This window comes from Thermofilum sp. (genome assembly GCA_038741495.1).
Taxonomy (GTDB): Archaea; Thermoproteota; Thermoprotei; order Thermofilales; family Thermofilaceae; genus Thermofilum.
Map to the genome: position 1 here is coordinate 153,389 of JAVYKX010000001.1, position 22,942 is coordinate 176,330.

At 60.3% G+C, this 22,942-nt stretch carries 30 protein-coding genes and 1 tRNA gene; 18 read left to right on the forward strand and 13 right to left on the reverse strand.

Going from position 1 to position 22,942, the window contains the following annotated elements; all coding sequences use genetic code 11:
• The first annotated feature begins 61 nt into the window (after positions 1-61).
• Positions 62-1,279, forward strand: a complete 1,218-nt coding sequence (locus tag QXU72_00890) for an FprA family A-type flavoprotein (protein MEM0493802.1) — start codon at positions 62-64, stop codon at positions 1,277-1,279.
• A gap of 55 nt (positions 1,280-1,334) precedes the next feature.
• Here QXU72_00890 and QXU72_00895 read toward each other — a convergent pair whose 3' ends face one another.
• The 3 genes from QXU72_00895 to QXU72_00905 all read right to left on the reverse strand — a co-directional run bounded on the left by QXU72_00895 (position 1,335) and on the right by QXU72_00905 (position 3,120).
• Positions 1,335-2,060 (reverse strand): creatininase family protein, encoded by a 726-nt coding sequence (locus tag QXU72_00895; GenBank protein ID MEM0493803.1) that lies wholly within the window; start codon positions 2,058-2,060, stop codon positions 1,335-1,337.
• A 63-nt stretch (positions 2,061-2,123) separates the two neighbouring features.
• Complete coding sequence (locus QXU72_00900; protein MEM0493804.1) at positions 2,124-2,690, reverse strand: V4R domain-containing protein; 567 nt, start codon at positions 2,688-2,690, stop codon at positions 2,124-2,126.
• Positions 2,691-2,736: 46 nt separating this feature from the next.
• Positions 2,737-3,120, reverse strand: coding sequence for a hypothetical protein (locus tag QXU72_00905; protein ID MEM0493805.1), 384 nt, complete (start codon positions 3,118-3,120; stop codon positions 2,737-2,739).
• A gap of 68 nt (positions 3,121-3,188) precedes the next feature.
• Here QXU72_00905 and QXU72_00910 point away from each other — a divergent pair, with 68 nt between their 5' ends.
• Genes QXU72_00910 through QXU72_00920 form a run of 3 tightly spaced genes read left to right on the forward strand, consistent with a single transcriptional unit; the run spans position 3,189 to position 6,107 of the window.
• Complete coding sequence (locus tag QXU72_00910; GenBank protein MEM0493806.1) at positions 3,189-4,208, forward strand: histidinol-phosphate transaminase; 1,020 nt, start codon at positions 3,189-3,191, stop codon at positions 4,206-4,208.
• 22 nt (positions 4,209-4,230) lie between these two features.
• Complete coding sequence (locus QXU72_00915; protein MEM0493807.1) at positions 4,231-5,193, forward strand: 2-hydroxyacid dehydrogenase; 963 nt, start codon at positions 4,231-4,233, stop codon at positions 5,191-5,193.
• Between the two features lie 50 nt (positions 5,194-5,243).
• Positions 5,244-6,107, forward strand: a complete 864-nt coding sequence (locus QXU72_00920) for a DMT family transporter (GenBank protein ID MEM0493808.1) — start codon at positions 5,244-5,246, stop codon at positions 6,105-6,107.
• Positions 6,108-6,112: 5 nt separating this feature from the next.
• Here QXU72_00920 and QXU72_00925 read toward each other — a convergent pair whose 3' ends face one another.
• Entirely contained in the window at positions 6,113-6,517 is a 405-nt protein-coding gene (locus QXU72_00925) for a thioesterase family protein (protein MEM0493809.1), read from the reverse strand.
• 241 nt (positions 6,518-6,758) lie between these two features.
• Here QXU72_00925 and QXU72_00930 point away from each other — a divergent pair, with 241 nt between their 5' ends.
• Both QXU72_00930 and QXU72_00935 read left to right on the forward strand, forming a co-directional pair.
• On the forward strand, positions 6,759-7,016 hold the full coding sequence (locus QXU72_00930) for a DUF131 domain-containing protein (GenBank protein MEM0493810.1): 258 nt from the start codon (positions 6,759-6,761) through the stop codon (positions 7,014-7,016).
• 5 nt (positions 7,017-7,021) lie between these two features.
• Positions 7,022-7,327: a hypothetical protein gene (locus QXU72_00935; protein ID MEM0493811.1), complete on the forward strand. Its 306-nt coding sequence runs from the start codon at positions 7,022-7,024 to the stop codon at positions 7,325-7,327.
• On the opposite strand, the gene QXU72_00940 is transcribed toward QXU72_00935, so the two are convergent.
• Entirely contained in the window at positions 7,289-7,993 is a 705-nt protein-coding gene (locus QXU72_00940) for a hypothetical protein (GenBank protein ID MEM0493812.1), read from the reverse strand. The genes QXU72_00935 and QXU72_00940 overlap by 39 nt on opposite strands.
• A 54-nt stretch (positions 7,994-8,047) precedes the next feature.
• Between QXU72_00940 and QXU72_00945 the strand changes: the two genes are divergently transcribed.
• The 6 genes from QXU72_00945 (at position 8,048) to QXU72_00970 (ending at position 12,424) form a co-directional block, all read left to right on the forward strand.
• Positions 8,048-8,845 (forward strand): nicotinamide mononucleotide deamidase-related protein, encoded by a 798-nt coding sequence (locus QXU72_00945; GenBank protein ID MEM0493813.1) that lies wholly within the window; start codon positions 8,048-8,050, stop codon positions 8,843-8,845.
• Between the two features lie 26 nt (positions 8,846-8,871).
• Entirely contained in the window at positions 8,872-9,168 is a 297-nt protein-coding gene (locus tag QXU72_00950) for a HypC/HybG/HupF family hydrogenase formation chaperone (protein ID MEM0493814.1), read from the forward strand.
• A gap of 2 nt (positions 9,169-9,170) precedes the next feature.
• Positions 9,171-10,223, forward strand: a complete 1,053-nt coding sequence (gene hypE, locus QXU72_00955; GenBank protein ID MEM0493815.1) for a hydrogenase expression/formation protein HypE — start codon at positions 9,171-9,173, stop codon at positions 10,221-10,223.
• A 103-nt stretch (positions 10,224-10,326) separates the two neighbouring features.
• Complete coding sequence (locus tag QXU72_00960) at positions 10,327-11,433, forward strand: zinc metalloprotease HtpX (GenBank protein ID MEM0493816.1); 1,107 nt, start codon at positions 10,327-10,329, stop codon at positions 11,431-11,433.
• A 69-nt stretch (positions 11,434-11,502) separates the two neighbouring features.
• Positions 11,503-12,174, forward strand: a complete 672-nt coding sequence (locus QXU72_00965; protein MEM0493817.1) for a hypothetical protein — start codon at positions 11,503-11,505, stop codon at positions 12,172-12,174.
• Positions 12,149-12,424 carry a winged helix-turn-helix domain-containing protein gene (locus QXU72_00970; protein MEM0493818.1) on the forward strand — a complete coding sequence of 92 codons (276 nt, stop codon included), beginning with the start codon at positions 12,149-12,151 and terminating at the stop codon, positions 12,422-12,424. The genes QXU72_00965 and QXU72_00970 overlap by 26 nt, the downstream gene beginning before the upstream one ends.
• 11 nt (positions 12,425-12,435) lie before the next feature.
• On the opposite strand, the gene QXU72_00975 is transcribed toward QXU72_00970, so the two are convergent.
• A complete protein-coding gene (locus tag QXU72_00975) occupies positions 12,436-13,047 on the reverse strand; it encodes a GNAT family N-acetyltransferase (GenBank protein ID MEM0493819.1) in 612 nt (203 codons plus the stop codon).
• Between the two features lie 37 nt (positions 13,048-13,084).
• On the opposite strand from QXU72_00975, the gene QXU72_00980 reads away from it, so the two are divergent.
• Positions 13,085-13,879, forward strand: coding sequence for a carbon-nitrogen hydrolase family protein (locus QXU72_00980; protein ID MEM0493820.1), 795 nt, complete (start codon positions 13,085-13,087; stop codon positions 13,877-13,879).
• On the opposite strand, the gene QXU72_00985 is transcribed toward QXU72_00980, so the two are convergent.
• Complete coding sequence (locus QXU72_00985; GenBank protein ID MEM0493821.1) at positions 13,869-14,588, reverse strand: HAD family hydrolase; 720 nt, start codon at positions 14,586-14,588, stop codon at positions 13,869-13,871. The two genes, QXU72_00980 and QXU72_00985, sit on opposite strands and share 11 nt — an antisense overlap.
• Before the next feature lie 80 nt (positions 14,589-14,668).
• Here QXU72_00985 and QXU72_00990 point away from each other — a divergent pair, with 80 nt between their 5' ends.
• Complete coding sequence (locus QXU72_00990; protein MEM0493822.1) at positions 14,669-15,136, forward strand: NUDIX domain-containing protein; 468 nt, start codon at positions 14,669-14,671, stop codon at positions 15,134-15,136.
• On the opposite strand, the gene QXU72_00995 is transcribed toward QXU72_00990, so the two are convergent.
• Genes QXU72_00995 through QXU72_01005 form a run of 3 tightly spaced genes read right to left on the reverse strand, consistent with a single transcriptional unit; the run spans position 15,126 to position 17,508 of the window.
• On the reverse strand, positions 15,126-16,235 hold the full coding sequence (locus QXU72_00995; GenBank protein MEM0493823.1) for a pyridoxal-phosphate dependent enzyme: 1,110 nt from the start codon (positions 16,233-16,235) through the stop codon (positions 15,126-15,128). The genes QXU72_00990 and QXU72_00995 overlap by 11 nt on opposite strands.
• Positions 16,236-17,135 carry a ParA family protein gene (locus QXU72_01000; GenBank protein ID MEM0493824.1) on the reverse strand — a complete coding sequence of 300 codons (900 nt, stop codon included), beginning with the start codon at positions 17,133-17,135 and terminating at the stop codon, positions 16,236-16,238.
• On the reverse strand, positions 17,119-17,508 hold the full coding sequence (locus QXU72_01005; GenBank protein MEM0493825.1) for a hypothetical protein: 390 nt from the start codon (positions 17,506-17,508) through the stop codon (positions 17,119-17,121). Before QXU72_01005 ends, QXU72_01000 begins: the two co-directional genes overlap by 17 nt.
• Before the next feature lie 126 nt (positions 17,509-17,634).
• Here QXU72_01005 and QXU72_01010 point away from each other — a divergent pair, with 126 nt between their 5' ends.
• Together QXU72_01010 and QXU72_01015 are read left to right on the forward strand one after the other, a co-directional pair.
• The gene (locus QXU72_01010; GenBank protein ID MEM0493826.1) at positions 17,635-18,333 is read left to right on the forward strand and encodes a hypothetical protein; all 699 of its coding nucleotides are present in this window, start codon (positions 17,635-17,637) and stop codon (positions 18,331-18,333) included.
• A 9-nt stretch (positions 18,334-18,342) separates the two neighbouring features.
• A complete protein-coding gene (locus tag QXU72_01015) occupies positions 18,343-19,677 on the forward strand; it encodes a rhomboid family intramembrane serine protease (GenBank protein ID MEM0493827.1) in 1,335 nt (444 codons plus the stop codon).
• Here the strand turns inward: QXU72_01015 and QXU72_01020 are convergent.
• The 3 genes from QXU72_01020 to QXU72_01030 are packed head-to-tail and all read right to left on the reverse strand — an operon-like array spanning position 19,640 to position 22,127.
• Entirely contained in the window at positions 19,640-20,128 is a 489-nt protein-coding gene (locus QXU72_01020) for a hypothetical protein (protein MEM0493828.1), read from the reverse strand. The genes QXU72_01015 and QXU72_01020 overlap by 38 nt on opposite strands.
• Complete coding sequence (gene menC / locus QXU72_01025; protein ID MEM0493829.1) at positions 20,128-21,237, reverse strand: o-succinylbenzoate synthase; 1,110 nt, start codon at positions 21,235-21,237, stop codon at positions 20,128-20,130. The genes QXU72_01020 and menC overlap by 1 nt, the downstream gene beginning before the upstream one ends.
• Complete coding sequence (locus QXU72_01030; protein ID MEM0493830.1) at positions 21,228-22,127, reverse strand: GNAT family N-acetyltransferase; 900 nt, start codon at positions 22,125-22,127, stop codon at positions 21,228-21,230. The genes menC and QXU72_01030 overlap by 10 nt, the downstream gene beginning before the upstream one ends.
• A 168-nt stretch (positions 22,128-22,295) precedes the next feature.
• Here QXU72_01030 and QXU72_01035 point away from each other — a divergent pair.
• A tRNA-Ser gene (locus tag QXU72_01035) sits at positions 22,296-22,401 on the forward strand.
• A gap of 76 nt (positions 22,402-22,477) precedes the next feature.
• Positions 22,478-22,942, forward strand: a complete 465-nt coding sequence (locus QXU72_01040; GenBank protein ID MEM0493831.1) for a 30S ribosomal protein S13 — start codon at positions 22,478-22,480, stop codon at positions 22,940-22,942.

Sequence of the window (22,942 nt, forward strand, 5' to 3'; positions counted from 1 at the left end):
CCTCTTTCGCTGCTCTAACGTCAAGCAAGCAAATATAAAGAGGCTTCGAGAAGTGTCCAGCGTGGAGCCTAGAACTTTTGTCGAGAAAGTGACGCCTGACCTCTTCCTGCTTCGAGTAGACGATACGAGGATCAAGTTCTTCGAAGGCATGTGGGAGATTCCCGAAGGGATCACGTACAACGCGTACCTGCTCGCCACCGGCGAGGGCGCCGTGCTCTTCGATGGCTGGAAGCGCGAGTACGCGGAGCTTCTCCTAAGCTCGCTCGAGAGCATCGTGGATATCCGAAGCGTCAAGTTCGCTGTCGTGCACCACGCGGAGCCTGACCACTCGGGCTCTGCTCCCGTTCTGGCGGAGAAAGCTCCTCACGCCGTCTTCCTCGGGCACCCGATAGCGGGCAGGATCCTGAAGTCGCACTACCGTGTGGAGAGGTTCAGGCCCGTGAAGGATGGCGAGGCTCTCCAGCTGGGCGGGCGCACGCTGCGCTTCATCTACGCGCCGTGGCTGCACTGGCCTGACACGATCTTCACCTTCGTAGAGGAGGAGGGCGTCCTCCTATCCTGCGATGTTTTCGGCGGCTACTCCACTCCATCCCTCTTCGACGACGAGGCTGACTTAGAGGCGCTGGCGCGCGCCTTAAGGAAGTATGCTGTCACGGTTGTCGGCCACTACAGCGAGTGGATAGCGAAGGGCTTGGAGAAGCTGAAAACCGCAGGCATCAACCCCAAGATTATCGCGCCGGCGCATGGTCCCGTGTACCGTAGCAACCCGCACTGGGCCATCGAGAGGTGGGCTGAGATCTCCTCCGGTGCGGCTAAGCGGGGTAAAACCGCCCTCGTCTACGTCTCCATGTACGGCAACGTCGACAGGCTTTTCCACGCGCTCGAGGAGCGCTTGAGGGGGAGGGGCCTAGAGGTCGCTGTTCACGCGTTCACCGACAAGCAGCGTTCTCTCGCGAGCGAGGTTCTCACCGACGTATCCGACGCAGAGCTGCTGATTCTCGGCGTGCCCGTGTACGAGGCGAGCGTACACCCCCTGATGATCCACCTGGCGAGGCTCATCGGCGAGAAGCTACCCTCCCGCAAGCAGATCCCGATCCTTCTTCTCTCGAGCTACGGCTGGGGCCCCGCGAGCCGCAAGCTAGCCGAGATCCTCCAGAGCTACGGCTTCACCAACCTGCACATCATCGACTTCGAGGGCTCTGCAGGCGCAGAGCTACTCGCTAAAGTCGACTCCCTGCTCTCCGAAGCCCACGCAAAGCTAGCAGGGGGAGGAGCCTAGCCTCCCCTCTCTTCCCTCGTGCAGCTCCAGAGCCAGCCCTGCAGCCCAGCAAGCTCTAGATGCTGGCTGCTTTCACCCTGCCGACCAGCTCGACGAGAGCTTCCACAGCAATCTTGAAGACTTCAGCGCCCTTCTCCCGCGTGGAAGTCTTCGAGACGCCGAAAACCCCGCTCCGAGTCCTATCGTGGGTGTACTCCGGGTAGAACGCCAGCCCGTCGGTCGGCAGCTCCGCAGGCTTCTCGTCCACAGCCCTGCTCATGTTCACGTGCTCTCCGTGAAGGTACAGGTTTAGCGAAGTCTCCACAGCTGCCGCGTGGCCGAGCTCCTCCCTGCTGAAGAGCTTCCCGAGCTCGGGAAGAGTCCACCACTGGAAAACCACCACGAGCAACCCCTCGCTTCTCAGCTCTCTAGCGAGAGACAGCAGCGCGGAGAGGTTTCCACCGTGCCCGTTCACCACGATAATCTTCCTCGCACCGTGCTTCTTCAGCGAGAGCACGATATCCCGGACGTACTCCTTCAGCACATCCTCACGAACCCAAACGGTTCCCGGGAAGGCTGAGTGGTGCGCGCTCACCCCGAAGGGCACAGGAGGCAGCACGAGCGTCCCCGTTCTCCGTCCCGCCTCCTCGGCGAGGGCATAAGCCACCAGGTAGTCGGTTCCCAGGGGGTTGTGAGGCCCGTGCTGCTCCACAGAGCCTACGGGAAGGAGGACCGTGTCGTTCGAGGAGAAGTAATCTGCCGCGTCCTTCCAGCTCATAAGGGAAAGCCTAAGCTCTCTCACAACGTCCCCAGGAGAGAATCTGCTTTAAGCTTTCGCCAGGCCAGCAGTCAGCTTCGATGCATACTACTCTATCGTCACTTCAAAGCTGTCATGAGTGTAGCCGAGCCCCCAGCAGTGATTTTCTCGCACAGTTACTCTCCGTCCGGTTAGCCTGTGGAGCGAGCCGGCGATCAAACCCCTCTCGAAGTGGCAGACCGCTCTACCGATGTTGGGAATGCCCGAGCTCGAGATTGACTCGTAGACGAGTATGCGGGCATGCTTCTCCCCGGCTTCTAGAACGTCGAGAATACCGATACGCTGGTTAAGAGTGAAGTTTGCTAATTCTTCGATGCTGCTGACGAGACCTCTCTCCACAGCTTTCTCACCTATCTCGCGCCCAGCGCTGTAGAGAACTATTGCTAGAGCTTTCTCGCCGAGCTCCGGCGGCTGAGACCACCTCAAAAGCCTAAACGTCATCACGTACACTGCATCCTCCGGGTTCAAGCTCTGAAACGTAGGTCGCTCCGCGGCTAAGAGGTCGGTTAGCGTGAAGCTCTCAACTCGGGGGCTCAACTCGGCCTCTCCTCTCTCTTCTCTGAGAGCCTGCTCGCGGTACTGGCGGATAACATTGCTCAAATCCTCGAGCTCCACGGCCGAACCCCCAGGCTTTTCCTTTTCTTCAAATCGCCGGTTTAAATTACTCGCGTATGATTTCGCTCTTCAAAGCACGAGCGAGCCGAACAACTTCTAGAAGTGCACGCGCGTGGAGCCTGTTCTCGGGCGTCGCAGGGCTTTCGAATACGCGGCTGAAAACGTTCTCGATAGCGGCGTAAATCTTCTCATCGAAGGGGATGAGCCCCCTAGCCTGTACGAGCAAATCGTAAAGGCGCCACGCGTTGGTTGAAGGAACGCGCAGCAGAGCGTCTCGGAAAACACCTTGCGCAAAGAACGTGAGTGGGACTACGTGCGTCCACCGTCCATAGGCCTCTTCAACCGCTCTCGCGCAGTCCTCCCACCTCTCATGCTGAGAGCACTGCTCAACCCAGTCGCGTAGCACGCGCACAGACCAGCGTACTGCCATCTCTTCATTCTAATTCCCGTATCCTCGTAAAAAAGAATAGCGGGTGCCGCCTCGAAGATGTGATCCGCGTGAGCCGGAGAGGAGGCTACGTGCGTTTGAACATGAACGAGTCACCTTACCCTCCCCCACCGCTAGCTGTCAAGATGGCGAAGAGGTACGCTGGCCACATGAACCTCTACGAGGTCGAGCACCTGCGGGAAGAGCTTCTCGAAGAGCTGAGCCGCTACGCTGGCGTCAGCCGGCGCAGCATCGACTTGTTCGCAGGCAGCTCGGAAGCAATCTCCATCATGCTGTCCCTAGCCAGGGCGAGCGGCGTCGACGTAGTGCTGCCGCACCCAACCTTCTTCGTCGTCTACGAGCTGGCCCGCGCGCACGGCGTGAGGCTGGTTCCCGTCCAGCTTAGCGGAGAAGACTTCGAGCTGCGAGCCGAGGAGCTCGCCCGGAGAGCAGGGGGAAGGCTGGTCTACCTCGCGAACCCGAACAACCCGACGGGTAATCTTCTCGTCGAGGATGCTGCGCTTGTAGCGAGGCTCGCCGCCAGAGCTAAGTACCTGTTCCTCGACGAAGCGTACTATGAGTTCTCCGGCACCACCTTCTGCAGCGACGCGGTCGAGCTAGGTAACGTCGCCGTGCTGAGAAGCCTTTCGAAAGCGTTCAGCCTCGCGGGGGCTAGAGTCGGCTACGTTGTCGCGAGCCCCGAGATGCTTAGAGCCCTCAACAGCTTTAGAATAGGTTTCGAGGTCCCTGTGATCTCGCAAGCTGCCGCCCTGGGTGCTCTGAGGTCCCGCGGCTACGCGAGTAGAGTAGTCGAAGAGGTCTCCAAGACTAGGGAGTGGTTTAGGGAGAAGCTTCTCGAGCTGGGGATCCCAACCCCGGAGAGCCGGACGAACTTCGTGCTCGCTAAGCTGCCTACTTCATGCGTAAAGGTTCAGAGAAGGCTGAGGAGGATGGGCTTCCTGGTCATGTGCTTCGACGGCGTGCCGGAGCTCCGCCGCTTCAGACAGTACATGCGCATCACGGTTGGGAGGCGCGACCAAATGGAGGCTTTCCTCGAGGCTTTCAGGAGGGCTCTCGGGAAAGAGATATAGATTCAGCCAGGTGCCTGCACTGATGGCGAAAGTTTTCGTCGCCTTAAGGCTGACCAGCTGGGAGCGGGAGATTCTCGAGTCCGCTCTTCTCGGCTTAGCGGAAGTGGCTTACCTGCGAAGCGAGTCGTACGAGGGCATCGAGGACGCTGAAGCAGCGATAGCGCTCCAGCTGCCGCTTCAAGCTCTCGACAGAGCTCGGCGTCTACGCTTCGTGCAAGTGCCTGCAGCCGGCGTGGACTGGCTCAACGTGAAGGAGCTGGCTGCGCGCGGAATCACAGTCGCCTCAGCTAAAGGTTGCAACGCTAGAGCTGTCGCGGAGCACGCGCTCGCCCTAATCTTCGCCCTGGCGAAGCGCATCGCTCTCCAGGATTCTGAGCTAAAGCGTGGCTCGTGGCTCCGCTACGTTGAGGAGAACTTCCTCCAAGACATCGAGGGGTCGACGCTGGCTATCGTCGGCTACGGGAGCATAGGGAGGGAGCTCGCTCGGATGGCTAAGGCTCTCGGCATGAAGGTCATCGGCGTGAGGAGAAACCCCCAGCCCGACGGCGTCGCAGACCTTGTGTGCGGAGTCGAAGAGCTTCACAGAGTTCTGGGCGAGGCGGACTACGTCGTCGTAGCGCTGCCTCTCACAGAGGAGACTCGCGGGCTGATCGGCGAGCGCGAGCTGAGAGCCATGAAGAGAAGCGCTTACCTGATCAACGTGGGGCGCGGCCCAGTCGTGGATGAGAAAGCGCTCCGCAGGGCTTTGGAGGAAGGATGGATCGCCGGCGCGGGTATAGACGTCTGGTGGCTCTACCCGCCTGAGGAGGGCTGGCCCTCCCGGGAGGGTATTCACAAGCTGCCGAACGTCGTCGCAACGCACCATAAGGCGGGATGGACGAGGAAGTCTAGAGAGGCTTGCCTGCGCTTCTCCGCGGAGAACGTTGCACGCTTTCTCAGCGGCCTTAAACCGCTGAACGTGGTTGAGCCGGGCCAGTGGTACTGATCCTCGGCTTTAAGGAAAGTTTAAATCGCCGGGCTTCTCGCAGCTTCCCCGTGTCTTCGCCGGCGGCGACTGCACTCTCGCTGATTGGAGCACTTTGCTTTTCAGGGGCAGCTGTCCTCTACCGCTCAGGGATGCAAAACTCCTCGATCTCACCGCTCGCAGCCAACGCGCTCCGCTCCCTGACGGTGCTCCCCCTCCTGGCAGCCATCGGGGCCCTGACAGGAGCCAGCTACGAGAAACCTGCCCAGTTCTACATTCTCGCGTTTCTCTCAATGCTCTTCATCTTCTTCGTAGGCGACTCCCTCCTTCTCTACGGGCTGGGTGTCGCTCCGATAAGCCTGGTTTACCCCGCCGCCTACACGTACCCTCTCTTCACGGTGCTTTTCTCGAAGCTTCTCCTAGGGGTGAACGCGAAGCCGAGCGTTCTCGCAGCAGCGCTGCTCATCATAGGCGGCGTCACCCTAGCTTACTGGGGCGGCTCGGGGAAGATGGGCGGCTCGGTTGCCCGCGGGCTCGCGGCAGGCTTAGGCGCTAGCGTGAGCTGGGGTCTCGGGATCACGCTCAACCAGCCGGCTCTCTACTACTCGACCCCGGTCGAGTTCACGGTAGTGAGGCTCGTGATGCTCCTTGCCCTATCCCTGCCCGTCGCTCTGAAAGAGCTCTCTCAGAAAAGAGCGGTGCGCGCCGGCCCCCTAGTTCTGGGAGGGCTTCTCGGCGTTGGCGCCGGCCCCCTAGCGTACCTTTACGCTATAGAGATGGTCGGGGTCGTGGAGCCCAGCGTCATTTCTTCCTCGACCCCGGTGCTAGCGCTCCTGCTCGGCGGGCTCACCCTCAAGGAGAAGCCCGGCTTCAGAGCCCTGCTGGGCAGCCTTCTTGTAGCTGCCGGCATCTCCATCCTGGTGCTCGGCCCCTGAGCTTCTCAGCCGCCAGCCCGGCTAGCGAGCAGTGTTTTCACCTTTCGGGCAAACTCCTCTCTACTCACTATAGCCCTCTCGTGGAAAGCGTAGCCGATCATTTCCACCCCGCTCCACGCCTCCGCCCAGAAGAGAATCCGCCGCTCGTCAGCGTGGAGAACCTGGACGCGAACCTCTACCTCCGCCCCTTCGGGAGCAGGCTTCACGTGGTGTATCTCTACGCGCACTCCGACGGTTGTGAACTCTGCTGGAAGATGCTGGTCTGCGAGAATCCGGCAAGTCTCCTCCACGAATCCTACTAGAGAAGGGGTTGCTAGAACTCTCAGGCCGCCGGCGTCTATGTGCTTCGCAGTGTTCTCAGCTTTGACGGTGAAGCGGCGCGAATACGTGCTTCCACGCTCGATCGGCACGCGGCTGCGAAGCCGGTCCACCTAATTAAGCTTCCGGAGATGTTGAGCGTGGGGCCAGCCCCTCACGCGTCATCGATGCAGGCTCTCGAAGCGCTCCCTGAGAGGAGTGGAGGGGCCAGCCCCTGATGCTAGCGGGATATTTGCGTATAAAGTTGGCGGCCCGAGAAGCTCCGCGGCCAGCGAAGCCTGGGGTGAGGCTTGAGCAACGTTTATGACCTGTCTCTGCCTGCTTCTACCAGCGATGAGCCTGGCTGGCTTGGCTCTGCTGCTCCTCGTAGCCGGCTTTGCGGCGATTCTAGTGGGAATACTACTTTTCGTGCTTTCGGTTCTGAGGGGAGAAGAGGGGAGCCGCGTGGAGGGTGGTGCAGTGCTTGTGGTGGGTCCTCTCCCGATCGTTTTCGGGACGAGCGAGCGGGTGGCGAAAGCCCTTCTGGTGCTGGCGATTGCTTTGACGCTCGTTACATTTGCTGTGTTTACCGTTCTGAACCTTCTTAGGTGAGAAGGATGAGAGCGGAGGAGATCGGCCTAGCGCTGATCTTCACCGGTTTCGTCGTCATTTTCGCTGCGGCAGCGATCCTAGCTTTCTCCTCGCTTAGAGGAGAGCTGAGCGTCGGCGGTTGCATAGCCGTAGCTGTCCCGATCCCCATTTGCTTCGGGGCAGGCTCTGAGGCGCCGCTGCTAGTCCTCATCTCGTACATCGTTTTTCTCGTATTCTTCATCATCGCGCTGCTTATCCTCTGGCCTCTCCGGAGAAGTCCCGCGGATCTACTCCTAGAGCAGCGAGAGGTTGACGACGGGCACTATCGCTAGAGCTGGCGCGCAGCTCGCGTCGAGCCTTTCAAGGTTGCCTGCCCGCGCTGCGAGAGCTAGGTTGTCCACGTAGAGGAGTAGAGGCCGCCCCTCCTCGCAGCTTACTCTCCAGTACCGCTTCGCGTCTCTCCTTACTCTCTCCAGCCTATTCCTCAGCAGTGGCTCCGGGTCGGAGCCCGCGAGCACTTCTAAAGCTTCGTCGATGCACTCCTCGTAGAAGTCGAGAATCGTGTAGTCGGCTATCCTGAGGTGCAGCTTCCACAGGCGCTTGTCCATCTCTTTGCATGTGAGCACTGCACCGGAAGCGAGGGGGATTAGGCTCTCGAAGAGCTTCTCGCCGATGAGGAGAGCTGGCGCAACGTATGCTGACGCGTAGACGAGGGCTTCCGCAGCTTCCAGCGGGAGCTTTAAGCTCGCGTGAAGCATGCGGGGCAGGGTTTCCAGCGCGGGCAGCGGGAGCGCTAGCTCGCGGAAGGGTCGGCTTTTAAGCTGCTTCGCCAGCTCCGGGATCATGCTCCGCAGCGTTGAGGGGACGATGCCCAGCTCTCTGTAGCGGTAGAGCTTGGCGAGCTGCTCAAGCTTCTCGAGAGCGCCCTCCTCGCTTGGGTCGGCTGCGATAACTCCTCTCAGGTTTTTTACAGTTGCAGCGTACTTCGCGAAGCTCACAATTCCTTCTCCTCGGCGCTCACTTTAATTAAAGAGCTTCTCCTCTTGTCCGCGATGGAAGCTTGGGTATTCGCGCTGGGCACTGAAGTGGTTACCGGGAGAGTTGTGAACACGAACGCTGCGTACCTTGGTAGGCGCTTGATGCTACTGGGTTTTCAGGTCTTGGGGTCTGTGTCGCTCGTCGATGATGTGCAGCTGATCGCCGAGTGGCTCGGGAGAGTACTCGAGAGGAGGCCGCGCCTCATCGTCACGACTGGTGGGCTTGGGCCTACCTACGACGATGTCACGCTGGAGGCAGTGGCAAGGGCGCTGGGCAGGAGGCTTACGCTGATCGAGGAGGCTCTCAGCATGGTTAGGAGGAAGTACGAGGAGAGGGGGTTAGAGCTCACTCCCGAGAGGGTGAAGATGGCTTACCTGCCGGAGGGGGCGGAGGTGGTACCCAACCCCGTCGGAACGGCGCCCGGCTGCTGGCTGGAGCATGGGGGGACTATCGTTGTCTGCTTGCCGGGAGTGCCGCGCGAGCTAGAGGCGATGTGGGAGGGTTATGTCGAGCCTAAGCTCCGGGGGGTTGCGCCTCTAAAGCGCATCGCTGAGAGGAGCTTCACGGTCGTAGGCGTACCTGAGTCTTCAGCCGCTGTAGCTGTGAAGGAGGTCCTCGGGCTGTATCCGGGGCTCTACGTGAAAACCCACCCTAAAGGCCACGAGACTAGGGGTCCCGTCCTCGACGTGTACGTTCAGGCGTCGGCCGAGAGGGTTGAGGACGCGGAGAGAGTGGCGGCAGAGGCTGTAGAGCTGCTCTCCCAGAAGCTCAAGGCGCTCGGCGGTGTCGTGAGCACGGTAGGGCAAGCTTGATATTCTGACGGTGCTTTTCAAGTACTGTGTGCTGGGGGTCTCCCGCGGTTGTCGTGGCGTTGGACGAGAGGAGGGGTACGGCGAAGGTCGACTACGGGGACGGCATAGAGCGGGAGGTGATAGTCGGCATAGGTTCCGAGAAGCTTAGGAGAGGCGACATCGTGCTTGTGCACGCGGGCGTCATAATCTCGAAGCTCACCAGGGAGGGTATTCTCGAGCAGATCAGCTTCTTCAGGGAGGTTCTAGGGGAGGAGGCGGAAGCCGCTGATCTCATCAAAGTGTACCAGGCTGTGCTCGAGCTCGCCGAGAGGCTGGGTGGGTGAGCGTGCCGGCTTCTCTCAGGAGCGGTGCTGTGAGTCTAGCCCAAGGGCAGGGAGGTGTGGAGACCTGGGAGCTTCTCCAGGCTCTGGTGTTCTCCCGCGTGAAGCTCGGGAGAGTGGGGGAGGGTGTGGGCCTGGACTGGCCGGACGACGGCGCCACGATACCGCTTCCCGACGGCACGCACCTCGTGGTCACGGTCGACTCCTACACGGTTAACCCGCCGTTCTTCCCGGGAGGGAATATCGGCAGCCTGGCTGCGGCCGGCACGATAAACGATGTGGTCGTGATGGGCGGCCGCCCGCTCGCAGCGCTGGACTCGGTGGTGGTGGAGGAGGGCTTCCCGCTCGGGGACCTTGAGGTGATAATCGAGTCTTTCGTCTCGACCTTGGAGCAGAACGGGGTCGCGCTGATAGGCGGAGACTTCAAAGTCATGCCGAAAGGGCAGATCGATCGCATCACGATAACGGCGGTGGGCGTCGGTATCGCTAAGCACCCCATAGTGGATAAGCCTAAGCCGGGCGACAAGCTGATCGTCACGGGTCCTGTCGGCGACCATGGAGCCGTGATCCTCCTCCTGCAGATGGGGCTCGAGCGGGCGGAAGAGCTCTCCCACGGCCTGCTGCGTAGCGACGCCCGCCCCCTGACGCCCCTCGTGAACGTCCTCGAGAAGCACCACGCTCATGTTCACGCAGCCCGCGACCCAACCAGGAGCGGAGTGGCTGGAACCTTGAGCGAGTGGGCGAAGAGCACGGGGACGATAATCGTCCTTGACGGGGGCTCTATACCCGTCAGGGAGCCTGTCAGAAAGTACGCGGAGATGCTGGGCGTGGACCCGCTGTACCTCGCCAGCGAGGGTGCGGCTGTCCTCAGCGTCAGCCCCGAGGCAGCTGGAGAAGTGCTGGAGGACCTGAGAGCGAGCGGTTTCGAGGAGGCTGCAGTGATAGGCGAGGTCAGAGCGAGCGAGAGGTACCGGGGCTTAGTCCTCCTGAAGACGGAGGTGGGAGGCCACAGGATCCTAGAGCCTCCGCGCGGCGTCCTAGTCCCGAGGATCTGCTAGCCCCGCTGGAGGCTACGGAAGCACTTCCGCAGCTGTTGCGGAGTGCCTGGAGGGCTGGGACGAAACTTTTATACCGGCCCTCGTCGACTCCGCTTTGCGAGGTATGCGGGAGAAGGTATCCCTTCTGCTAAGCTTGATCGCTGTAGCTGCGGTCATGGCTCTGGTAGTCCAGCTCGCCTCCCCCTACTTCATGCCCGGCTACACCGGCTTCGCTGCGTGGTGGCTGGTCGACATGGTCGCTTACGCTCTAGCCCTTACGGCGCTCTTCACGGCTTCCGGCGTTTTCGGGCGCTTCCTGACTTTCAGGCCGCCGAGCCTCGACGCCTTGAGGGCAGCTATGCTGGCTGCGAGCGCTGGAGTGGTCGGCGGAGTTCTCCTCGTCATCGCGGGACTCGCGTCCCTGCTGGGCACGGAGCTGACAACCCAGCTCGCGGTAGTAGCCCTCCTATTCGCCTTGATCCCGGCACTTTTCTCGTGGCTCCTTTCCCCGCTTCTCATCAACGTGATGTACGGCTGCAAGCACGACCCCGGGCTCCAGGAGCTTGTCAACCGTGTGGCTGCTAGGGCTGGGATGAAGCCTCCGAAAGCTATGATCGCGAGCGCTAGCGAGCCCAACGCCTTCGCCTACTCATCCCCCCTCTTCGGTAGGTACGTGGCCGTCACAAGGGGGATGCTGGAGATGGCAAGCAGGGAGGAGCTCGAAGCAGTCATCGGCCACGAGCTGGGGCACCACAAGCACAAGGACAACTCAGTCATGCTGGTCTTCGGCCTGGTACCCTCTTTCGTCTACTTCCTCGGCCGCTACCTGATGTTCGCGGGGATCTACTCGAGCGGTTACCACGATGACAGGAGGGGGAGAGGTAACGGGATGATCTTCCTGCTGGCCGGCATCGCTCTAATAATCGTCAGCGTGATCATCCAACTCGCGGTTCTCGCCCTTTCAAGGCTTCGCGAGTATTACGCTGACGCGCACGGCGCGAAAGTCACCTCCCCGAGCGCGATGATATCTGCTCTCTCCAGCCTTGATGCTTTCTACAAGAGGTACCGCGGCGCTATGGCCCGCGTCGACGCCAGCAAGCTCAAGATGCTCTTCATCTACGCTCTAGCTAACCCGGCTTTCGGCCTCGAAGAGCTCCTTGCCACCCACCCGCCGATCGAGAAGAGAATAGAGTTCCTCAGAGCGATCAGCCGCAGCTACTCTTACCTTTAAGCGGCCGCTGTATTTTTTCATCGACTTTTTATACGCATGCTTTTTCCATCTAACCTTGGCGTGACCACTGTGCCGCGCCCTGCTCCTCTCCCACCGCCCCAGCAGGTTGCGGGCTTCCTACTCCTCCTCGACGCGCTAGGCCTCGGCGCGCTCCTCGCGCTCAGCTACCTTCTCTACAGGTCGTGGTCAATCACCAGGAACAGGCTCTTTGTCTTCTTCTTCCTCGGCTTCGCCGTTCTCTCCGCGGGCGAGCTATCTAGGCTCGTCCTGCTGGCTGTAGCTATGACGGCGAGAATCTCAGAGCTGCGGCTGTTCTTCTTGACGCACGTGGCCGGCTTCATCCCGCAGCTAAGCCAGACGGTCGCTCTCACGCTGATAGCCATCGGCTACTCTCTCGAAGCTTTCCGAGCCGAATCGCTGCAAGTCATCTTACCGTACTGGCTGCTCAGGGAGCGCAGAGCTGCCTTCTGGATCACCGGGGTGCTGAACACGGCGCTGCTAGCTTACATCGTTGTGAATGCCTTCAGCGTTTACGCGGCCTCCCGAAGGAACCACTCCCTATTCCCCGCGCTCGCCTTCCTCTTAATGCTCGCCTCCAACGTAGTGTTGCTGTTCTCGCTAGGTATGGAGAACGAGCTCCTCTTCGTGTCCTCGAAGCTCCTGCACCTCGCGGGCCTCCTCCTGCTGCTAGTGCTAGCTGTGAGGGTGGTAAGGCTTGAGCGCAAGGAGGTCGAAGTTTAGAATACTTTCGGACATCATGCGGGTTGTTGAGCGGGAAGGTGAAGCTAATGTCTCGACCCTCCTCCTCGAGGCGAATCTCTCTTACGCGAGGCTATCTAAGTACCTGGAGGAGCTCGTCGACAAGGGCTTCCTCCTGAGAATCGAGGACGGGAGAGAGATTAAGTTCAAGCTTACGCCGAAAGGGGAGAGCTTCCTGAGAGAGGTCAAGCGCATAGAGGCGATAGCGGAAGCCTTCGGAGTCGAGCTTTAGAGTGCTCTGCTTCAGCGAGACCGCCAGCGCTCCGGGAGCTCCTCCTGAAACTCTTTCACCATGAGGAGGAAGTCCCGGCCTGCGAACCTGGTGACCGCTAGCGGCGCGTAACCTCTCCTAGCGTAGAACATCAGCGCCCTGTTCTCCAGGTCGACTTCTAGGATTACAGCCTGCCTCCCGAGCCGGCGGCACTCCTCTTCCACGGTCTTCAGCACTCTCGACCCGTAGCCCCTCCCCGGCAGCAGAGAAGCGATGAAGAGCAGGTGGCACGGCTTCTCTACCTGCCGGAGAATACGCCTGTAGCGCGGGAACCACGCCGCAGACCCGGTGAGCAGCAGTAACCCGCGAAGCTTCAAACACGCGGCGAGAAAAGCTAGCAGCCTCGCAGCCGCACTAACCCCCGGCTTACCGCTAAGCTGCGCACGTCCGGCTGCCAGGAGTGCTGCCGAGGCCGCTGCCCCGCTGTCTTCCACGCAGACTAACTTCAATGCGCCGAGACGGGCTAGGCTGACCAGAAGCTCGAAGAAGATGTAGAGGCAGGAGGGGCTCCTGAGCAGGCTGTTCGCTAGCGGATCGCTTCTAAAACCCTTGAACAGCGTTAAAGCTGCCCTGCAGCAAGACACGCGGAAGGTATATGCGCTCGGGGCTTTAAACTCGAGCGTGCTCGAAATCGAGCTCTTTCAGGTTACCGCCGGGTCGGAGAAGCCGGCGAACCTGAGGAAGGTTCTCCAGCTCATCGACGGGACGGAGGCGGACTTGGCAGTGTTCCCCGAGTACCTCATGGGCGTTCCCCCGGAGGGGCTGACAGCCGACTACGTTAGGTCGGTTGCAGAGCCTCTCACCGGCGAGTTTATCGGAAGCATCGCTGACAAGCTGCGCGAGAAAGGTATCTCAGCCGTCATCCACGCTTACCTCCTCGAGCATGGCAGAGTGAGCAATGCGGCGATTCTCATCGAGAAGGGTTCGGTGAGGGCGGTCTACCGGAAGATCCACCTGTTCGATGCCTTCGGCTACAAGGAGTCGAGCATGTTCGCAGCCGGGTCGGAGCTCGCGGTCACCAAGCTGGGAGGCTTCACCGCGGGGTTAGCGGTCTGCTTTGACCTCAGGTTCCCGGAGCTTTTCAGGGCTTTGGCCCTGCGGGGTGTAGACCTGTTCATAATTCCCTCCGCCTGGTACAGGGGGCCCAGCAAGGAGGAGCAGTGGTACGCGCTCACGAGAGCTAGGGCGCACGAGAATGTGGCCTTCCTCGTGGCGGTGAACCAGACAGGCTCTCTCTTCACGGGCCGGAGCGTTCTCGTCAACCCCATGGGTCACGCGCTCGTCGACCTGGGGGAGGGTGAGCGCAGCATTCGGGTCGCCGTGGACCCCTCCGAGGTGAGGGAGGCTCGCGAGAAAGTACCCGTGCTCAACCTCCTCAGAAGGGATCTGTACCGAGAGTGGCTAGCTACTCCCTGAGCCTCGGCGCAAGGAGGAGCGAGACCGCCTCGGGTACCTCCTTGAGCGTCCCCACGATTGCTATCCTCTGCTTTCTCAGCAGCACTTTCTCCCCTGACCCCCTGTCGACGAGCACCCCTGCCATCTCCGACGCTAGAGCGCCTGCTAAGTCCTCGAAGGGGCTGTCTCCCACGTGAGCAGACTCTCTGCTTTCCGCGCCGAGCAGGTTGAGAGCCACTGCGAAGATCCTCGGGTGCGGTTTCAAGCACCTCACCTCGTCCGCATAAACCTGGACCCTGAAGTAGCCTGAAAGCCCTGCTTTGTCGAGAACTGTCCGCGTTAGGTAGCCTGGCCAGTAGATCACGTTGCTCACAACCCCCAGGCGGTAGCCAGCATTTCTAAGCGACGTTAAGGCCTCTTCAGCCCCCTCGAGCACGATGCTTCCCGCGTCGACGGTGTTCACAGCCCGCGAGAAAGCCCAGTAGAGATCCTGCTCGGTGACGCCGGGCAGGCTCCTCAGCGCGATCTCCGTCGAACTTTTAACGACGTTGCTCTCGTCGATTAGCCCCTTCCGGCGTGCGGCTTTCACGGCCGCGTAAGCCCGGAGAAGGTTCTCTAGTGCTTCCTCCTCGCGGCCGCCCACCCTCTCCGCAAGCGCTCTCGCAGCCGCGCGGTAGAAACCGTTAATGTCGAGCAAAGTTGACCAGACGTCGAAGGTTACCGCGCTCACTTGAGGGGAACCTCCTGCTGGGTAATTATCCTTTATTCGGAGCTGGGCTACGCTTTTATCCGGAAGCGCGGTGCCTTGCCGTGAGCTCGAGGGAGTATCCAGCACACGCTGTAGCAGCGGTAGCTGCAGTCGTGCTTAAGGATCGAAAGCTCCTAGTCATCAGGAGAGCGCACCCTCCCGGAGAGGGCTTGTGGGCTATCCCCGGAGGCGTTATCGAGGCCGGCGAGAGGGTTCTCGACGCGGCTAAAAGAGAGCTGGCCGAGGAGACGGGCTTGACCGGGGAGCCCGACGGGATCCTCGGGCTGACCCAGGTCATCAGGAGAGACGAGAGCGGAGCAGTCAGGTGGCACTACTTGATCGTGCTGGTGAGCTTTAACCCTGAAACGCTGAGAGGTGTGCTGAAGCCGAGCGGGGATGCTGCCGACGCCATGTGGCTCCCGCTGGAGGAGCTGCTTTCCCGGAGCGATGTGGCGGTAACGACGAGAGCCGTAGCCGAGCTGCTAGCCAGAAGTGGGAGCAAGCTGTCCTTATCGCACGTTATAGGCTGAGCAGCTGCGAAAGCTTCTCAAGAGTCTTTAAGCCCGAGCCCGTCAGAGGCACGAGGACCCTCTCCCCTCTATCTAGAGCCCCTCCCTCGGAGAGCTCCGTGAGAGCTGGGAGGACGACGGCTGAGGTTGGCTCGACCAGAAAGCCCATCCTCGCGAACACCTTCAGGGCGCCTGGAATGCTCGAGTTCCTCACAATGACCACATCGCCGCCGCTCTCCCTGATGGCGCTCGCGACCTGCTTTAAGCGTGGCGGGGCCGGTACGGCGATACCGTCGGCTAGAACCTCTCTGGACTCGGGCACCCAGTCGCGCCCGTAGAGCTCCCTGAAGAGGGGCGCGTTGTTCTCTGCCTGCACGGCGTAGAGCCTGGGGGGCTTTCCCGCAACGCCGCTTCCCGCCAGCTCCTGGAACCCTCTCCACACCCCGAGGAGAAGGCTTCCACTGCCCACCGGCAGGACCACGGCATCCACGTCACCGATCTCTTCGAATACCTCGAAGGCGAGGGTTTTGCAACCTTCGAGGAAGAAGGGGCTCCAGAGGTGACCCGCGTAGAATCCACCTCGGTCGCTCTGTGCAGCCTGCGCGGCAGCTTCGCGGCTCTCAACTTCGACGAGCTCGGCGCCGTAAGCTCTGACCAGCAGCTTTTTCCCGACGGGAGCGGAGCGGGGAGCGTACACCCTGCAGCTCAAGCCGGCCGCGGAAGCGTAGGCCGCGAGGCTCAGCCCTGCGTTACCCGACGAGTCCGTAACCACCTTCTCCACTTTAAGGCTCTTCAGGTGCGTGACCACCACGCTGCTCCCGCGGTCCTTGAACGAGCCTGTGGGGTTCAGGTACTCTAGCTTAAAGAAAACTCTCAAACCTCTAACCTCTTTTTCGAGTACAGGCGTCCCGCCCTCCCCTAAGCTGAGAAAGGCACCAGAGTCCACGGGGAGCGAGCGGTGGTACCGCCATACTCCTCTTCTTTCGGGGTCGGGCTCGAACACCTGTTGCCCGCAAACAATGTCGAGCACGCCGCCGCAGCCGCACCTCCAGACGGGCTCCTGGATCTCGTACTCGGATCCGCAGGCTTGGCACTTCAGCTTGCACTTCCGTTCCGTCATCTACCTGCTGATGTGCTTGAAGATGTCTGATAAAGCTTCCTCGAGAGACTTCCTAGACTCTTTCTCCAATTCTTTCAGCTCCAGCCGCGAAATTTCGGCGGAGAGAGGGATGAGCGATCTCGATACATTTATCAGATTCTCTAGAGTGTCCACGTAGCTTCTCAGATCCGATGTGCGCTCGTCCTGCTTCGAGCGCGCCGAGGCGACTCCTCTGAAACCTTTAGCTAGTAGAGCGTCGGCCTCGCGGCTTCTGCGGACGAGGTTGAATACGCCCATGAACCTGCCGAGGAACTCGCCGGTGCTCAGGCCGAAATCGCTCGAATAGTCCATGAGCCTTCTGAGCATTCTCGTGGTTCTCCTGAAGTCGACGAGAGAGGGTCTCAGCACGACAACGTACCTGCTCGCCGCGTACAGGCTTAAGACAGTGTACCTCATGTCGAAGAAAGGTGCGCTGTCGAAGATCACGTACTCGTACCGGGTGTAGACCCCGCTCCTATCCATCAGCTTCCTGAAGCGGGGGCCAGGGTTACCAGGCCTCCAGAGCTCATCCACCACGAGGTCGAGTTCCTCGCCGGGGACGAGGATGTTTAACCAGTACTCACCACCGTGCTTTACCTTAGTCACGAAGTCTTCGATGTTCGCCGAGGCTACACCTCTCGTGAAAAAGCTCCTGTACAGCTCGACCAGGCTTCTCTTTTCGTCAACGCTCTGCTGGTACTCTTCCTCTCTCATCAGGGAAAGGCTGAGCCCAGCTGTCGGGTCCAAGTCTACCAAGAGAAGCCGCGGAGACGTGACCTGCTTACTTTCAAGGAGCCACATCGCTAGATAGGCGGAGAGAGTCGTCTTGCCGACGCCTCCCGACGCCGAGATAAAGGATACCGTCTTAGCACTCGACGACATGCAGCCCGCTCACCTCCGAGAAGACGAGTGCGGGCACGCCTACCGCAGCGCACAGCTTCCTCATGGACTGCAGGTAATCGTCAGCTATCGCCTTCACCACGTGAAGGACAGCGACTCTCTCTAGGCCTGCCACGTGCTTCAGAGCGAGAGCCTGGTCGAACCCCTCGTAGAACCTTGAGGGGTAGAGCTTCACCTCGATGGCTTCACCCTCCCGGAGCAGGTCCGCTTCAACTCCGTTTACGATAACGCAGGCACTTGCGGGCAGGTGGCTCGCAAGCAGCTTGCAGAACTCCCTCTCGCTGGATGAGCTGCGCAGTAGCTTGCCGAGAACCTCTTTCTTTGCGAGAACTTTCAATTCCTCTATCAGCTTCACGCGCCTCGTTAAACTATTACGCAAATGCGTTTAAATTTTTTCAGACAACCCGGTTTGAAACACCGTTAAGCTCGAGTAAAGAAGTTAGCTTTAAGAGCTCTGCTGCGCAGACCTACCGGGGCAGCTTTGCCCCTGCTGCTTCACGCGCCGAGGCTAAGGCTCGCTCGGGTGAGGCTGGCCGAAGTGCTGCTCGAGCTGGAGGGTGCGGAGAGGGTAGCTCTACCCTACCCCAGCGACCTCGAGAGGGTGCTGAACCTCTACGCTCAAGGGCTGGTCGGCTGGAGGAGAGTTGTGGAAGAGGCTCGGGAGAGGATGCCCGGATACTTCCGTAGCTGGTTGTGGAGCGAGGAGCCTCTCCTCAGAGCACTTCCCCTACTCGGAGCGAAAGTTAGGTGCTACATGCCTTCCAGCAAGGATTACTTCAGCAGAGCGTCAGAGCTAGCGGTGCTAGCTTTCCGAGTTCGCGTCACGGGTAAGGTAGACATAGAGGAGTGGAGGAAGCTTCTTGGGAGTGGCGCGGCAGCGCCGCCGGCCGAACACGTAGTTGTCGCGAGCTGGCCTCCGGGCGGGGGGCTGGGCGTGGATGTCTGGAGGCTACCTTACCCTCCTAGCGAGGTTCTCTCTAGCAGTAACCTTTCCGAGGAGGCTGTGAGGGAGTACGTGGACTACGTGTTCACGTACATCGTGCACTCCAAGAACATCGATGAAGCGTACCTCAGGTGGCTTGAGGAAAGGAAGGGTTTGAGGGTGCCCGAGCTCTGGAAGCTTCTTGAGATGAGTTACCGAAGATCGAAGGAGTTAAATTCAGGAGCGGAGCAGGTGTAGCTGAGAGAGATGGTCTACGGGTATCCCTCGGGCTTCGAGGAAGTTGAGCACAGGAGGTCTCTCGTAACGGTGGCGCTGATCCTGGTTAATGTCGCCGTGTACCTAGCTACTTCGTGGAGGAATGGTTTCACAGCGATCAGCGAGGAGTGGCTGCAGGCGGGCGCCTTCGTTCCCGCGCTGCTGAGCCAGCCGGACCAGTGGTACAGGCTTTTCACCTCGATGTTTCTCCACGCGAACCTCCTCCACATATTTTTCAACATGCTGTTTCTCTACTTCTTCGGGAAGCATGTTGAGAGGGTGCTGGGCCCCGCTAACTACCTCGCGCTCTATATGGCTAGCGGACTTCTCGCGGAGGTATTCCACACAGCATTTCTACCTCTCGAGGGTGAAACCTCGGCTTTCATCCCGGCGCTGGGAGCGTCTGGAGCGATCAGCGGCGTGTTGGGCGCTTACCTCTTAATGTTCCCAGGGACTAAGCTCTCGATGTGTGTTTTCTACTTCTTCATCCCGATCTGCTTCACGACTAGAGCTTACGCTTACCTGATTTTCTGGTTCGCCACACAGGTGCTTCAAGGGTACCTTGGCGCGAGCCTGGGGGTGGCGGTTTTTGCGCACGCAGGAGGGTTCATCGGCGGCTTGGCTCTCTTACCGCTGCTCCTCAGGAGCGAGCGGGTGGAGGCGCTTAGGGTGTACGCTTCCCTCCGCAGGTTCTTCTTCGACGTCTTCTTCGTGAAGCCGGGGCTAAGCTCTTTCGCCAAGGCGGTGCTCACCGCCCTCCTCCTTAGCGTGGCGGCCGGAGCCGTCTACTCCGCTTCGGCGGCTAGCAGTGCGCGAACCGTTTCGAAGGTCTTAGGGGTGAGTGTCAGCTACCAGGACGTCGTCGAGAGCGAGAGCGTGATCGTGCAGCTTAGCGACGGCTCGGTGAGCTTCACGCCGATCACCAGCAGCGGTGTCAGGGTAGTGGTGAACAGGCTGAGCGCCATGAACCTTCTCTTTGACGAGAAGTACGCAGGCAGGACAGTCAGTGTCGACGAGTCGCGGAGAGTGCGGGTTCAGGGCGTCCCCGTCCAGGTGCAGCTGAAGGCGCAGCTATCCTACGATGAGTGGGGGCTGCTGACCAGCGGTAGAGGCTCCATGGTCACCGACGTCCTGCAGTGCAGTTACTACGGCTGCGTAGTCGGTGAGAGGCAGGCTTTCTCCTTCGAGGCGACGACGGAGAAATCCTGGGTGGGCTACGAGGGTATACCTGTTGTCGAGCTCTCTGTAGTATCGCTCGCGGTGTGCTTAGCAGCGATCCTCGCTGTAGCTAGGGCGGAGCACTACGAGATAGCTCCCTCTTCCTGAGCTGGAGGAGAGCGGAAACCGTCACTTTGCTGTCTCTCTCTTCGACTGCGATGAGCCACCCCTTCTCGTCTACGAGACCCTCATCGAGCAGCGCCTTCTTGATGGCTGTGAAGTACTCCTGAGACCATCCTATCCGCGAGCTCAGCCGAACGCGGATTTTCCTCACCTTCAGCCCGGAGTCGGCAAGCACTCTCGGCAGTTCTCGCGCAAGCTCGCCCGCGGGCAGCGGGTCGAAGGCCGCCAGAACGTAACGCACAGCTATGAGGTTTCTGATCGGGAAGGTATGCAGGAGCTTCCGGAGATCCTCGAGGTGGAGAGAGGTTTCAATGCAGATGTTCCAGCCGCACAGGGTGCCTTTCACATCATGGTCGTACGGAAAGAGCGCGTCGAGCAGGTCTCGGAGGACCGCTCTCTCGTGCCCTCTCTCCGCTGTCGCTACGACGAGGGGCATCAGGTTACCGCCCACCTCTCCCTCAAGAACTTCTCCACGACCTCTTCGCGCACTTCTACCCCCAGCCCCGGCTTCTCCGGTACCTCGATGGTCCCTCTCGGCGTGAGGGTCCAGGGGGGATCTACGATGTCCTCTCTCCAGTACCTGCTGCTGGCTGAGATATCGTTCGGGTAGTTAACTGAGGGGTGTGAGGCGAGAGCGACGAGAAAGGCCCGCCCGATCCCTGTTTCGAGCATGCCGCCGATCCACGCTCCGAGCCCGAGTCCCGGCACTGCGTCAAGCATTCTCTTAGCTTCGAGGACTCCCCCCACGCGGGCAGGCTTGATGTTCACAACCTCGGCGGATCCTATCATGGATGCGAGCACCATGTCGTGGAGGTTCTTGATGCTCTCGTCCAGGCACACCGGCGTGGAGAGCTTCCTCGAGAGGATCGAGTGCTCGACCAGGTCGTCGTACGCCAGCGGCTGCTCGATCATCAGTAGATCGTACTTGTCGAGCTTTCTCAGCGTCGGCAGGTGCTCGAGCCTGTAAGCCCCGTTGGCGTCGACCTGCAGCGTAATATCCCCGAACTCCCTCCTCACAGCTTCAACGAGCTTAACGTCCATCCCTGGCTCGATTTTCAGCTTGATCCTGGCGTACCCCTCCTCAAGCCTGAAGGATACCTCTCTGAGCAGCTCGTCCACCGTGGGCTTCAGCCCGATGCTCACACCGGAGACGATCTCCCTGCGTTTACCTCCGAGGATCTCCCTAAGAGGCTTACGCGTTACGCGGGAGTGAAGGCAGAGCAGGGCCTCCTCTAGAGCAGCTTTAGCCATAGGGTAGCCCCTTACGCTCGCCACAATCCGGTGGAAGTCGCTGGGTTCCTCGATCCTCTCCTTCAGCACAGCTGGTGCGAGAAACTGGCGCAGGATAAGCAGGTCAACCTCGTAAGTCTCGTAACTGTACCAGGGCCCCCACTCGCTTACCAGCTCGCCCCACCCCTCCTCTCCCCCCTTCTCCTCGACGCGGACGAGAACTACGGGCCTCGCTCTAAGGGAGCCGAAGCTGGTTCTGAACTCGCTGCTCAGCTCCATCTCGAGCAGGAGCAGCTCCACTTTCCTTATCTCCACGGGTACTCCCCCGAGAGGGCTTCTTCGAGCTTCGTGCGCCAGAGGAGGTAGAAGTTCCTCCTCTCCCCTCCCTCCACGAGCGGCACGTGCTCAACCACTAAGTATCCGCGCGCCAGGTAGAAGCCGAGAGCTCTGCGCAGAGCCAGCTTCCAGGCGAGAGCTGCCTCCATGCTTCTGGCTTTCAGCTCGTTGATGTCGCCGGGGAACTCCACGAGCACGAGGTCCCTGCTTTCGTCCAGGTTGGGGTCGCTGGGCAGCCGGAGCCCCTCGGACGGCTTGCTCTCTAGGGCTAGGTGGGCGAGGGGGGCGACTCTGCTGTAGCTTGGAGGCTGGTCTCTACCCGAAAGCCTGTTTTCGACGCGGGGGCTATCCACCCACCACTCGACCTTCAGTCGGTCAGTCGGGAGGCCCACGTTCAGGGAGTCTCTAATCTCGCCGTAGTAGTTCTCGAGGAAGCTCCTGCTGATCACCCCCAGCTTGCCGAAGTTGAACCTCGCGTTTAAGCCTTGGCAGTGGTCGAATGTCCACTTCACGAGCCTGTACCCTCTCCTCAGCGCCCACTCTCTCTGCATTAGCTTGAGCTGAAGGGCGATGTTCTTTCCGCGATACTCCCTCCTGACCCCGACCATGTGCGAGTACAAGTAGTAGCCGCGCTCTTCGCTATAACCGATGAAGCCGAAGGCGAAGCCGACGACTCGCCTACAGCTCACCGCGAGCGCCAGAAACCCGCCGTTGTCGATGACCGCTTTAAGTAGGTGCGCGGGCACAGCCTCCGTATAGTCAGGCATACCCCAAGCGTCCCTCATGACGTCCATAGCTTCACGGAGAAGCTCGGGGCTGTCGCTCACCACGAACTTCACTTCCTCCGCGCATCCCCCCTCCCTGGTCACGTCTTGGATCTTCTGAAGCAAGCTTATTAACGCTGCACTGCTCTCAGCAGGCTCCAGGCTGCTAGGGCCTTTTCCCCGCCCGCTCCTGGCGTGTGCGCTCTCGCACCTGCTTCTTTCGCAGCGCGAGTCTTAAGGTTAATAAGCAGCTGGTGGTAGTCAGACGTGAGCGCCGGGGTGGCCGAGCGGACCAAGGCGGTGGACACTGCTCGCGGCCACACTTGAGATCCACTGCCCATCTCTGGGCGCCCGGGTTCAAATCCCGGCCCCGGCGCCACTTCGTGTTTGAGGGGGTTGGGCCGCGCTTCTCGAGGCGAAAAGGTATTTATGCTCGGACGACCCGCTGTGCTCCGATGTCGTCTTCCGAAGAGTTTCGCTACATCGTTCGCGTGGCGGGCGTGGACTTGCCCGGGGACAAGGCGATAGCGTACGCTCTAGCAGACATCAAGGGTATAGGTTTCAACACAGCTTACGCTGTTCTCAGAAAGCTTGGCATCGATCCTCATAGGCGTCTAGGCACGTTGAGCGAAGAGGAAGTAGAGAGGCTCTCTGATGCTCTCAGATCCCTCGAGAAGCTGGATCTCCCCGAGTGGATTCTGAACAGGAGAAAAGATCCCTTCGATGGTAAGAGCAAGCACTTAATCACTTCAGATCTCCTCCTGGCTGTGCGTAACGATATCGAGCAGATGAAGAAGATCAAGAGCTACAGAGGAGTAAGGCACTCGCTGGGGTTGAAGGTCCGCGGCCAGCGCACGCGAACAACGGGTAGGACGGGAGTTACGGTCGGAGTGAAGAAGGGTAAGCCTACGCAGAAGTGA

What these genes read in the sequence shown, in the direction of transcription:
- QXU72_01020 (MEM0493828.1), bottom strand. Translation starts at nt 20,128, where the DNA reads ATGCCCCTCGTCGTAGCGACAGCGGAGAGAGGGCACGAGAGAGCGGTC.
- QXU72_01040 (MEM0493831.1), top strand. Translation starts at nt 22,478, where the DNA reads ATGTCGTCTTCCGAAGAGTTTCGCTACATCGTTCGCGTGGCGGGCGTG.
- QXU72_00915 (MEM0493807.1), top strand. Translation starts at nt 4,231, where the DNA reads ATGGCGAAAGTTTTCGTCGCCTTAAGGCTGACCAGCTGGGAGCGGGAG.
- QXU72_00945 (MEM0493813.1), top strand. Translation starts at nt 8,048, where the DNA reads ATGGAAGCTTGGGTATTCGCGCTGGGCACTGAAGTGGTTACCGGGAGA.
- QXU72_00905 (MEM0493805.1), bottom strand. Translation starts at nt 3,120, where the DNA reads ATGGCAGTACGCTGGTCTGTGCGCGTGCTACGCGACTGGGTTGAGCAG.
- QXU72_00935 (MEM0493811.1), top strand. Translation starts at nt 7,022, where the DNA reads ATGAGAGCGGAGGAGATCGGCCTAGCGCTGATCTTCACCGGTTTCGTC.
- QXU72_00960 (MEM0493816.1), top strand. Translation starts at nt 10,327, where the DNA reads ATGCGGGAGAAGGTATCCCTTCTGCTAAGCTTGATCGCTGTAGCTGCG.
- QXU72_01000 (MEM0493824.1), bottom strand. Translation starts at nt 17,135, where the DNA reads ATGTCGTCGAGTGCTAAGACGGTATCCTTTATCTCGGCGTCGGGAGGC.
- QXU72_00930 (MEM0493810.1), top strand. Translation starts at nt 6,759, where the DNA reads ATGAGCCTGGCTGGCTTGGCTCTGCTGCTCCTCGTAGCCGGCTTTGCG.
- QXU72_01015 (MEM0493827.1), top strand. Translation starts at nt 18,343, where the DNA reads ATGGTCTACGGGTATCCCTCGGGCTTCGAGGAAGTTGAGCACAGGAGG.
- QXU72_00995 (MEM0493823.1), bottom strand. Translation starts at nt 16,235, where the DNA reads ATGACGGAACGGAAGTGCAAGCTGAAGTGCCAAGCCTGCGGATCCGAG.